We start from the raw sequence: 9,595 nt of genomic DNA on the forward strand, positions 1-9,595 counted from the left end.
GTGACCTGCGGTGCGGCTGCTTCCGCCGCCGACCGCGATGCACGGATGGCTCGGCGGCCGAGGCGAAAGGTTGCCGCGGCAAGCAGGGCGACGACGGCGGCGGTCAGCCAGGCGGTCCGGTAGGAGGTTGCGGCGACGAGGAAACCGAAGAGCAGGGGGCCCGCGGCTGCACCGAGGGAGAGCCCGGTCTGCAGGACCCCGGTTGCCGAGGCCGCGCCCTGCCGGTTGTCACGCACCACGGCGAAGTGGACGAGCCCGGGCCAGGTCCAGCCGGCGGCGTAGGTCAGCAGCGCTCCGAGCAGGAAAGCGGTGGAGGAGCCGAAGCTGAGGAGAATATAGCCTGCCACGCCGATCGTCAGCAGGTTCGCCACCAGGACGTAGGGGCTGCGCTGCGGATACCGGTCCATGGCCGCGCCGAGCCCAATGCGGATGAGGAGCCCGAGAAGCGCAGCACCGGCGAAGAGGTATCCTGCGGCGCTGGGCGACATCCCGGATTCCACTGCGGAGTCGACGAGGAACACGCCCATGGAGGTGGCGGCTGCCGCAGCGAGGCCGGCGCCGATGGCCAGCAGCACGAGGCCGCGTCGGGGAGTTCCACGATCGGCGGGCGCTGCGGAGCCCGACGTCGGGCGTGGTATCGCCTGCGCCTTGAAGCCGGCCCACAGGGCCAGCGACACGGCGAGGATGACGCCCAGTGCAAAAGCGTAGCGCCAGCCGAACACCAGGGCGATGCCCGGAACGGCGAGGCCCCCGATCAGACCCGCGGCGGGGATGGAACACTGCTTGATGCCGAACGCGAGCCCCAACCTGCCCGGGCTCACCGCCCGCGAGATTCCGAGGTTTGCCGCCGGTTGGGCAAGGCCGTTGGCCAGTCCGCCCACCACCAGGGCTGCGATCAGGACGCCGAACGACGGTGCCAGGCCGGCACCGCTGAGGGCGATCGCCGCCAGGACGGCTGAGGCCACCACCCCTTTGGCTGCACCGATCCGCTGGACGAGCCGGCCGAGCCGCCGTGCGCAGATTCCGGAGACAGCGAACAGCGTTGCGGCCGCGATGCCCATCTGGGCGGGGCCGATGCCCAGGTCGGCCCGGATCTGCACCGCGAGGGCGCCCACCAGGAACGCCGGCAGGACGCCCAGGGTGGTCACCGTGACCGCCTGGACCAGCGTGCCGCCCGCTCCGGGCGGCGGTGCGGACGTCACGACGAGTCGGCTCCTGTGCGGGGAGTTCCGTCGGCAGCGCCCGGTTTGCCGGTGCTTTGTTTGGCGGTGCCGGTGCTTTGTTTGGCGGTGCCGGTGCCGGTGCCGGTGCCGGTGTCGCTAGTGGTAGCTTCGCCTGATGTGGACACGGCAGCCGGGGATCCTGCTGTTTCGTTCGGATGGTCCTTGCCGCGCATCTTGAGGCCGAGGAGGTGCACAACGATTCCGACGGCGATGATTCCCGCCCCGATGCCGATGTACATCGGCTCCATGACGAGCATCGGCAGTGAGCCCAGCCCCAGCAGCACGCGTTCGGGCCAGCGGGCCGGGCCGAACAGCCATGCTCCGGTGGCCACCGCGAGGGCACCCACGGCCAGGAGGGAGACGCTGAAGGCCAGGGCGATGGTTCCGATGCCGCCCTGCAGCAGCAGCCCGACGCCCGGCCCGGAGAGGACGAAGATGAATGGCACGAGGAACGCTGACAGCGTGTAGCGCCAGGTGAGCCACATGGTCTGGATCGGTTTGCCGCCGGTGATCGCGGAGGCCGCGAACGGCGAGAGCGCGGTGGGCGGTGAGACCTCGCTGAGGACCGAGTAGTAGAAGATGAACATCGCCGCGGCGAAGGCGGGAACTCCCACGTCCTGCAGGGCCGGCCCGATGATGACCCACGAGATGATGAAGCTCGCGGTCACGGGCACTGCCAGCCCCAGCAGGATCACCGAGATCGCCGAGAAGATCGCGGTCAGGAGCAGGCTTCCGCCGGCGAAGTCCACGATGATGTTGGCGAGTTTCAGGCCCAGCCCGGTGAGTGTCATGACGCCGACGATCAGGCCGGCTGCAGCCATGACGGGGATGACCGACAGTGCGCCGGTGGCTCCCGTGGCGAGGGCGTCGAAGATCCGGCGCGGTGTCATCCAGGAGGCGCGGTCGAGGAAGCTGAGGGCGAACGCGAGGATGGTGGCATAGACCACGGCGCGGAACGGCGTCATGCCCATGGCCATGAACACCACGATGGCGGCGAGGGAGCTGAAGTGGTAGCCGAATCGCAGCAGCAGCTTACCCACCGGCTTGACGTCGAAGTCCACCGCCTTGGTCTTGAATCGGCGCGCGTCCATCTCGATGGCGAGGATGATGCCGAAGTAGTAGAGCACTGTGGGAATGGTGGCCCAGATCAGTACCTGGAGATAGGAGACACCGAGGAGTGCGGCGATGATGAAGGCTGCCGCTCCCAGGGTGGGGGGTGACATGATGGCACCGATTCCGGCGGCAGCGAGGATGGCGCCGCCGTGTTCCTTGGGGTAGCCGGCCTTGCGCAGAAGCGGCCAGGAGATACCACCGAGGGTCACCGTCGTAGCGACGCCCGAACCGGAGACCGTGCCGAGGAGGAATCCGGCGAGGGTCACGGTACGGCCTGGGCCTGACTTCGACTGTCCGAAGGCCGAGAAGGAGAGGTCGATGAAGAACTTGGTGGCACCCGAGGCGCCAAGGACCGCGCCGTAGATGGTGAACAGGATGATGTAGGTGGCGGCCACGTCCGTAGGGACGCCGAAGAGGCCCTGCGTGCCCATCACGTTGTGGCCCACCAGCCGGATCCAGTCGAAGGACGAGGTGTTGAACGGGGCGGGCACGAACGAGCCGAAGAAGGCGTACGCGAAGAACCCGACCACCACCAGCGGCACGAGGATTCCGACCGTCCGTCGCGACGCTTCGAGGGTCACGAGGATGGCGATCACACCCATGATCAGGTCGAGGTAGGTCGGCGTGATAGCGCGCCGGAAGAAGCCGTCCCAGTCGGAGATGATGTACAGGAACGGCACCAGCGCCACCACCGCCAGGGCCCAGTCCGTGATGCCGGGGTTGTCACTCGTTGGAGTTTTCGCTGTTTTCGACCTGCCCCAGCCCCGGTAGACGAGGAAGGTCAGGGACAGTCCGATCCCCAGGAACAACGGCAGGTAGAACTGCGTGGCCATGGGATTGAAGACCCAATAGAGGGCCAGGAGCGAGAGCCCCGCGCCGAAGACCTTGATGAGCAGGCCGGGGAGGCCGCTGAGGTGCCGCGCGGGCTTCTCCGCTTCGTACTCGGCAATCAGCGCTTCCTCGTCGATGGTGTCTTCCCGCTCCAGCGGATTCACCGTGTCGTCGTCCTTCACCCTGGCTCGGCCTGCCTGCTCATAGGGATCAGGTGCCTTGTGTCCCGGGGCAGGATCGGAGGCGTGCGCCGCCACGGCGCCGTTGCCGTCTGGTCGCTCGGTCATGGTGTCTCCTCGAGATGTAGCTCAACGAACGGATTGCTGTCGTCCACCAGGGTCCACAGTTCAAGCGGCGGGGCACCCGGGACATGCAGGGTGCGCTGTCCGAGGTCGGTCGCCGCCAGTGAAAGCTTTTCGAATACCGCGGGTCGTGCAGGGTCGGGTTCGACTACCCAGTTCCGGCGGTCCGATACTCCGGCGGCCGTCGGTGCGCCGGGAACGGCGTAGTACTCCTCGAGTACCGCGAGCTGATCAGCGGCGATCTGGTCCAGTACATAGGTGCCGTCCGGCTCAACGGTGTAGCGCTCCTCGGCCAGGGTGCCGTAGAGGGAGTTGCGGTAGCTCACCGAGAAGCTTTTTCCGGGAAGCGGGACGCTCGCCAGCTCGTCGTCGTCGTGGGTGATGCTGAGGGATACTCCCTGCGGGGCGGTGCCCGCCGGGTCCGCGAAGGCGAACCCGCCACCTGCCAGCATGCCGAGGCATGCCAGGGAAACGACGACGACGGCCGGCTTGCGCATGGTCCTAGCCCGCTGCCTCGTCGAAGTAGGTCTGGGCGCCCGGGCAGGTTTCCACGTAGGAGATGTCCCCTGCAGTGGCGGCATCGAGCTCTTCCGCCGCGGGGTGGACCTGGATGAGGGCTTCCTCGTTCTCGAAGATCGCCCTCGTGATGTCCTCCTGGAGCTGCTCGTCCATGGTGGGGCTGGCAACCAGCAGGTTGGGTGAGGCGATGGCGGGAACGGCCTCGGTCTGGCCCTCGTAGGTGTTGGCCGGAATGTCCTCGGCAACGTAGTACTCGCCGTATTCGGACGCCAGCGGCTCGGCGTATTCGCCGATGGGCACCAGCACCATGTCGCCGTCGCTGGCGAGATCGATCAGCGCCCCCGTGGGGAGGCCTCCCGACCAGAACCCGGCGTCGATGGTGCCGTCGCGCAATGCAGCGACGGTTTCCGCGGCACCCAGCTGGCGGCGCTCGACGCCGGTTTCGGGGTCGATGCCCGCTGCCTCGAGGATGCGCAGTGCCGCGACCTCGGTGGCCGAGCCCGGCGCTCCGACGGAAATCACCTTTCCTGCCATGTCCTCTACGGATGCGATGCCGGTTCCGTCAACACTGACGGCCTGCATGAAGTTGTTGTAGATGTTGCCGAGCGAGCAGATTTCCAGTGGATTGCCTTCGAATTCACCGACGCCCTCCACGGCGTCGGCCACCACGTCTCCCACGGAGAAGGCGAGCTGTGCGGATCCGTTCTCGATGAGGAGCATGTTGTCCACGGAGGCATTCGTTTCCTGGACGGTGGCGTCATAGCCTTCGATGTTGTCGCGGATCACCGTCGCGAACCCGCCGCCGAGAGGGTAATAGACGCCGCCGGTGCCGCCTGTCGCGATGGAGAGCGAACCTCCACCGCCTGCTTCCGCCTCGCCGCCCCCGCCGCCGGTGCTCGGTTCAGGGCTTCCGCAGGCCGACAGGAATAGCGCCGGGGCGATGAGTGCTGCCGCGCAGAGATGCTTCCGGCTTCGCTGTTTCGTGCTCATGGGTTTCTTCCTTTGTTGGTGGTGATTTCTGGCGCTGGTCGAGGAGGGGCTCAGGGCTCGCTGCGGGGTGCGGGGACGTTTCCGGCTGCGAGCAGGCCCGCGAGCATGCGGTAGTAGCCCACCAGCAGTGAGAGCTCGGCGACTCCGGCGTGTCCGAAGTGCGAAAGCACCGGAGCGTGGACGTCGTCGCTGACTGCGGTGCCGTGAAGGAGCACCCTCGTGAAATCGAGGGCGGCACGCTCCGCGGCAGTCACCGTGGGCGGTACATCGCCTCTCCCGAGGTGCTCGAGTTCGGCCTCCGCAATTCCTACGGTCGCTGCCACCCGGCTATGGGCGTACCACTCATAGGCCGAGTCGAGGTCCGCGGATATCGCACAGATGACGAGCTCGCGCAGCCGCCCGTCAAGGGCGCCTCCGAAGCGGAGCTCGGCACCCAGTGCCTGGACGGCGTTGCCGATGGCGGGGGAGTAGAGCAGAGCGTTGAACGGACCGGCAAGCGCTCCGTCGTCGTACACCATGGTGAACGGGCCGTTGCCGCGGGGCGGGCCGGCGATCGCATCATAGACGCTGCGTTGCTCAGCGGACAGTTCGGCGGGAGCCAGCAGCGGGAACCTTCCGGCGTCTTGCCGGTCGGTGCTCTCTGTAAAATCAGACGTGGAGTCAGAGGTGGAGTCAGACAAGGGTCCGCCCCCCGTCCACGTAGAGGACGTGACCGGTGACGAATGCTGCCTGCCGCGATGCAAGGTAGAGCACGGGACCGGTGAGGTCGTCGACGGTGCCGAGCCGGCCCGCAGGAACCATGCCCGTGTAGTGGTCGCGTACCCCAGGACGGTCGAGGAACGCGCCCGTCAGGGCAGTCTCCACGTACCCGGGCGCGATGGCGTTGACCGTCACTCCGCTGGACGCCCACTCGCGGGCCATGACGCGGACGAGCTGATTCAGGCCGCCCTTTGTCGCTGCGTAGGGGCCGTGATCGGGGTGGGCGAGCAGGCTGGAGACGGATGAGCAGTAGATCTGGCGGCCACGGCCGGCCTCGACCATGATGTGGCCTGCCGCCCGACCGAGCCGGAAGGCACTGGACAGGTTGACGTCGAGGATCCTGTCCCAGTCCTCGTCCGTGGTCTCGAGGATGGGCACGCGGTTATTGATGCCGACGGCGTGAACCAGGACGTCGAGGCCGCCCAGTTCCGTCTCGGCGGCGCGCACTGCCTGCTCGCAGCCTTTCGTGCTCGTGAGGTCGACGGCAATGGTGCCCGCGCGCCCGGTGAAAGCAGTGAGGCGTTCCTCGTCCCGGTCTGCGACGAGTACGCTCGCTCCTTCGTCCAGGAACGCCTGAACGCAAGCTGCGCCGATCCCGCCGGCTCCGGCGACCAGAACGCGTTGACCCTTCAACCCAAGCCAGTCAGTCAAGGCGAACATCTCCAGTTCGATTCTGCACACCGTGCCGGCGCGGAAACCCGTCGTTGGATTTCTTGGATACTGTATACAATCCTGATTCGGAACGTAACCCTCGTCACACAACTGTAATGCAGTCGGTTCCCTGCCGGGTGCTACCGAAGCAGGACTACGCTCGATCGATGGCGCGGGACGGCGCAGTATCCAGGAAGGTCCGAAGGGCTTCGATGGCATGTTCGCGGTGCTCGTCGAGCAGCCGAATGAGCTTGTCCGCATTCTGCTCTGCGAACGCCTCGATGATCAGGGCGTGCTCCTGCTCCACCCGTGAGCGGTTGGCCTCCGCCCCGTAGTAGACGAACCGGTATGCGTCGGTCGCATCCCACAGGACCTTGATCATCCGCTCCAGACGCGGCATGCCCGCTGCTTCCACCAGCACGAAATGGAACCGCCGGTTGGCCTCGGTCATTTTCAACAGGTCGCCTGCCGCGCTCGCCGTCTCCACCTCTCCTGCAGCCGATCTCAGGTCCTCAAGAACGCCGTTGCCCGGTTTTCCGGCGAGAGCAACCCGCGCGGCCTCGGCCTCGAGGAGTTGCCGGATCCGGTAGACCTCCAGGAGGTCAGTAAGGGAAAGGGTTGCCACTTTATGCCCACGATGCGGTTCGTAGTGGACCTGTCCCTCGCTCTCGAGGACCTTGAATGCTTCACGCAGCGGTACACGGCTGACACCGAAGCGCTCGGCGAGGGCGTCCTGTCGGAGGGGCTGCCCGGGCAGGAACTCGCCGGCGATGATGGCCCTCCGGAGTTCTGCGAGGACGAAGGCCTGGGCGGTCGGCGGGCGTTTGGAGCTTCCCGCGGCACTGTCGGTCACGAAACGGGTCCACTCAATTCGACTCTCACTGTTGGAATCCTAGGAACAGGGTGCGCGGGTTCATGAGTTCTCCAGGGTCGGGACCGGATCCGCCTGTGCAGTGAGTGCGATATTTTGGGAATGTCCCGATCCCGACCCTGGAGAACTCATGAACCCGCGCACCCTGTTCCGCACCGTCGCCGTGGCCGAGGCGCTGACCTGGGCCTTCCTGCTGACGGGCATGTTCTTCAAATACATCGCCCGAACCACCGAGGCCCTCGTCCCACCGGCCGGCGCCCTTCACGGGTTCGTCTTTCTCTGCTTCCTCGTCAGCACCGCGTTCGTCTGGATCAATCAGCGGTGGTCTCTCGGCACGGCGCTCCTGGGTTTCGCCTCGGCCGTCATTCCCTTCGCCACGGTTCCCTACGAACGGTGGCTCGAGCGCAGGGGACAGCTGAACGGCACCTGGCGGCTGGCTCCGGGCGGTGAGGCTCCGGGGAACCCGGCCGAAAAGCTGCAGGCAGGGGTGCTGCGCGCCCCGGTAGTGGCGGCTCTCATTGCCGTTGCGGGCATCGCGGTGGTCTTCACGCTCCTGCTGATCGTCGGTCCTCCCGTTCCGTCGAGCTGAGGAATTATTATGACCGCGGGCCTGGACCTCGCCGCCACATCCAACGATGACCGGTACTTCCGTCATGGCGGGCGCCGGTGGCGGAAGACGGATCCCAGTATCCCGGAGTCCATTCGGGCGCGGCTAGTGTCCCACCTCGGCAGGGGCCGCTCCGGTGTCCGCAACTCACGGAACGACGACGACGACGGCGTGGCCCTCCGCGCCGCCCGTGCCGTGGTGCAGCTCGCCAAGGAGGGACTGGGGGAGCGGGGCACAGCGTGGTGGGAACAATCGCCGTCTGAGCGTCGCACCAGATGGGAAGAAGCGCTCGAGGAGCTGGACCGGGTGTTCGGCGAGGGCCTGGTCGGCGGATGAGCGGGGAGTCGCCGCACCGCCGGTCGCGGATGGACGAGCCGACGCCGCGCGCCGGGCGGGTGTCGAAGGAGCTGGGTCCGATGCCGGAGCTGCCAGGTGCATGCGCGCTGCGTGCCGAGATCCTCCGCATCGCCGAGCAGCGAGGCGCCGATAAGACGTTGTGCCCCTCGGACGCGGCCCGCAGTATAGGCGGCGCTGCATGGCGTGGGCTCATGCCGGAGGCGAGGCGCCTGGCGTTCGCCCTCTCGGGCGAGGGCCTTGTGGACGTGACCCAGCATGGCGAGAAGGTGGCGGTCGGCGTTCGGGGACCTATCCGCATCCGGTGGATCGCTCCGTCCTGAATCCCGGGTGTTGCCGGGCCTCAGGACGGAGGCCCGGCCGGCACCCTGGAGGTTACCGCGAGATCTACACCGTGTGGATCGTCCAGCCTGTTGCGAAGAACTCGCCGGGCTCGATGATAATCAAATCCGTGCCGGAGTTGAACGCGTCCGGAGGGCAGGTCATGGCTTCAACAGCCATACCAAGCCGTGAGATCGACTCGTCCGGCTGATCCGCCGTGTGGATCTGGACCCACGGGCACGTGGTATCGAAGCTCATTCCGGCGCCACGGCCGCCCGGTCCCACCACGCTGACGGTGACCGATCCGTCGTCGTCGTAGTCGAGGGAGGTGAATGCGTGGTCGAGGAAGGTAGTGCCCACGCGTCGGGGTGAGCGGAAATCGAAATTCCCGTTCACCGGATTCAGGCCGGTGGGGATCAGCCGGTCTTCAGTCACCTCCAGATAGCGGCCGGCGGGAAGTGACAGGGTCCACTCGTCAACCTTCCCGCCGCCGTCGCCCAGCAGGTAGGGGTGGGACGCGGCGCCGAAAGGTGCGGGGGAGGGGCCGGTGTTCTCCGCCGTGATGCGGGTGTGGAGCCCCTCCGCTGTGAGGTTGTAGGCCACCTGGACCTCCAGCCGGAAGGGGTAACCCCTTTGCGGAACCACCTTTTGCGGAACCACCTGGGTGCGGAGCCGGACCGCGCTCTCGCCGCGCTCCACCAGTTGCCAGTCGTTCCACACCACGAGTCCATGCAGCGCATGGTTCCGCTCGGGTTCGGTGATGCTCAGCACCTGCTCGGTGCCGGCGAGGTCGTACCGACCGTCCACCACCCGGTTCGGCCAGGGGGCGAGGACTGCGCCCCGGAAGTAGGGCCGGATCTCTCCCTCGTCGAAGGGAAGGATCAGGTTGCGGCCGTCAAAGGTCAGGCTCCGAAGGGAAGCACCCACGCTTGCAATGGACGCGGAATACCGGCCGAACCGGAGATCATGGCGGTGGCCGGACAGCGGAACCACGACGGAGCCCTCACCCATCGCCGGCCACCTGAAGCTCCGAGCCGTTCCACTCGACCGGCTC

At 67.0% G+C, this 9,595-nt stretch carries 11 protein-coding genes; 3 read left to right on the top strand and 8 right to left on the bottom strand.

Annotated features, from left to right (window positions below):
* The 7 genes from Y705_RS18570 to Y705_RS0108835 form a co-directional block, all read right to left on the bottom strand.
* Nucleotides 1-1,202: MFS transporter (locus Y705_RS18570; protein ID WP_081737925.1), on the bottom strand; the 1,202-nt coding region annotated here is incomplete at its 3' end.
* Complete coding sequence (locus Y705_RS18575; protein WP_049822508.1) at nucleotides 1,199-3,454, bottom strand: TRAP transporter permease; 2,256 nt, start codon at nucleotides 3,452-3,454, stop codon at nucleotides 1,199-1,201. The genes Y705_RS18575 and Y705_RS18570, both read right to left, overlap by 4 nt.
* The gene (locus Y705_RS0108815) at nucleotides 3,451-3,966 is read right to left on the bottom strand and encodes a hypothetical protein (protein WP_026532598.1); all 516 of its coding nucleotides are present in this window, start codon (nucleotides 3,964-3,966) and stop codon (nucleotides 3,451-3,453) included. Before Y705_RS0108815 ends, Y705_RS18575 begins: the two co-directional genes overlap by 4 nt.
* 4 nt (nucleotides 3,967-3,970) lie before the next feature.
* On the bottom strand, nucleotides 3,971-4,978 hold the full coding sequence (locus Y705_RS0108820; protein WP_026532599.1) for a TAXI family TRAP transporter solute-binding subunit: 1,008 nt from the start codon (nucleotides 4,976-4,978) through the stop codon (nucleotides 3,971-3,973).
* A 50-nt stretch (nucleotides 4,979-5,028) separates the two neighbouring features.
* Nucleotides 5,029-5,658: a carboxymuconolactone decarboxylase family protein gene (locus Y705_RS18580; RefSeq protein ID WP_049822509.1), complete on the bottom strand. Its 630-nt coding sequence runs from the start codon at nucleotides 5,656-5,658 to the stop codon at nucleotides 5,029-5,031.
* Nucleotides 5,651-6,388: an SDR family NAD(P)-dependent oxidoreductase gene (locus Y705_RS0108830; RefSeq protein WP_026532600.1), complete on the bottom strand. Its 738-nt coding sequence runs from the start codon at nucleotides 6,386-6,388 to the stop codon at nucleotides 5,651-5,653. The genes Y705_RS18580 and Y705_RS0108830 overlap by 8 nt, the downstream gene beginning before the upstream one ends.
* 154 nt (nucleotides 6,389-6,542) lie before the next feature.
* Nucleotides 6,543-7,241 (bottom strand): GntR family transcriptional regulator, encoded by a 699-nt coding sequence (locus Y705_RS0108835; RefSeq protein ID WP_026532601.1) that lies wholly within the window; start codon nucleotides 7,239-7,241, stop codon nucleotides 6,543-6,545.
* A 148-nt stretch (nucleotides 7,242-7,389) separates the two neighbouring features.
* On the opposite strand from Y705_RS0108835, the gene Y705_RS0108840 reads away from it, so the two are divergent.
* The 3 genes from Y705_RS0108840 to Y705_RS0108850 all read left to right on the top strand — a co-directional run bounded on the left by Y705_RS0108840 (nucleotide 7,390) and on the right by Y705_RS0108850 (nucleotide 8,543).
* Entirely contained in the window at nucleotides 7,390-7,848 is a 459-nt protein-coding gene (locus Y705_RS0108840) for a DUF3817 domain-containing protein (RefSeq protein WP_026532602.1), read from the top strand.
* 9 nt (nucleotides 7,849-7,857) lie between these two features.
* Complete coding sequence (locus Y705_RS0108845; protein WP_026532603.1) at nucleotides 7,858-8,202, top strand: hypothetical protein; 345 nt, start codon at nucleotides 7,858-7,860, stop codon at nucleotides 8,200-8,202.
* Nucleotides 8,203-8,282: 80 nt separating this feature from the next.
* A complete protein-coding gene (locus Y705_RS0108850; protein ID WP_026532604.1) occupies nucleotides 8,283-8,543 on the top strand; it encodes a DUF3253 domain-containing protein in 261 nt (86 codons plus the stop codon).
* A 64-nt stretch (nucleotides 8,544-8,607) separates the two neighbouring features.
* On the opposite strand, the gene Y705_RS22300 is transcribed toward Y705_RS0108850, so the two are convergent.
* Nucleotides 8,608-9,552 (bottom strand): aldose 1-epimerase family protein, encoded by a 945-nt coding sequence (locus Y705_RS22300; protein WP_026532605.1) that lies wholly within the window; start codon nucleotides 9,550-9,552, stop codon nucleotides 8,608-8,610.
* Nucleotides 9,553-9,595: the final 43 nt, after the last annotated feature.

Origin of the sequence: Arthrobacter sp. H41, assembly GCF_000520535.1 — a bacterium.
GTDB lineage: Bacteria > Actinomycetota > Actinomycetes > Actinomycetales > Micrococcaceae > Arthrobacter_D.

What these genes read in the sequence shown, in the direction of transcription:
- Y705_RS18575 (WP_049822508.1), bottom strand. Translation starts at nt 3,454, where the DNA reads ATGACCGAGCGACCAGACGGCAACGGCGCCGTGGCGGCGCACGCCTCC.
- Y705_RS0108815 (WP_026532598.1), bottom strand. Translation starts at nt 3,966, where the DNA reads ATGCGCAAGCCGGCCGTCGTCGTCGTTTCCCTGGCATGCCTCGGCATG.
- Y705_RS0108820 (WP_026532599.1), bottom strand. Translation starts at nt 4,978, where the DNA reads ATGAGCACGAAACAGCGAAGCCGGAAGCATCTCTGCGCGGCAGCACTC.
- Y705_RS0108840 (WP_026532602.1), top strand. Translation starts at nt 7,390, where the DNA reads ATGAACCCGCGCACCCTGTTCCGCACCGTCGCCGTGGCCGAGGCGCTG.
- Y705_RS0108845 (WP_026532603.1), top strand. Translation starts at nt 7,858, where the DNA reads ATGACCGCGGGCCTGGACCTCGCCGCCACATCCAACGATGACCGGTAC.
- Y705_RS0108850 (WP_026532604.1), top strand. Translation starts at nt 8,283, where the DNA reads ATGCCGGAGCTGCCAGGTGCATGCGCGCTGCGTGCCGAGATCCTCCGC.
- Y705_RS22300 (WP_026532605.1), bottom strand. Translation starts at nt 9,552, where the DNA reads ATGGGTGAGGGCTCCGTCGTGGTTCCGCTGTCCGGCCACCGCCATGAT.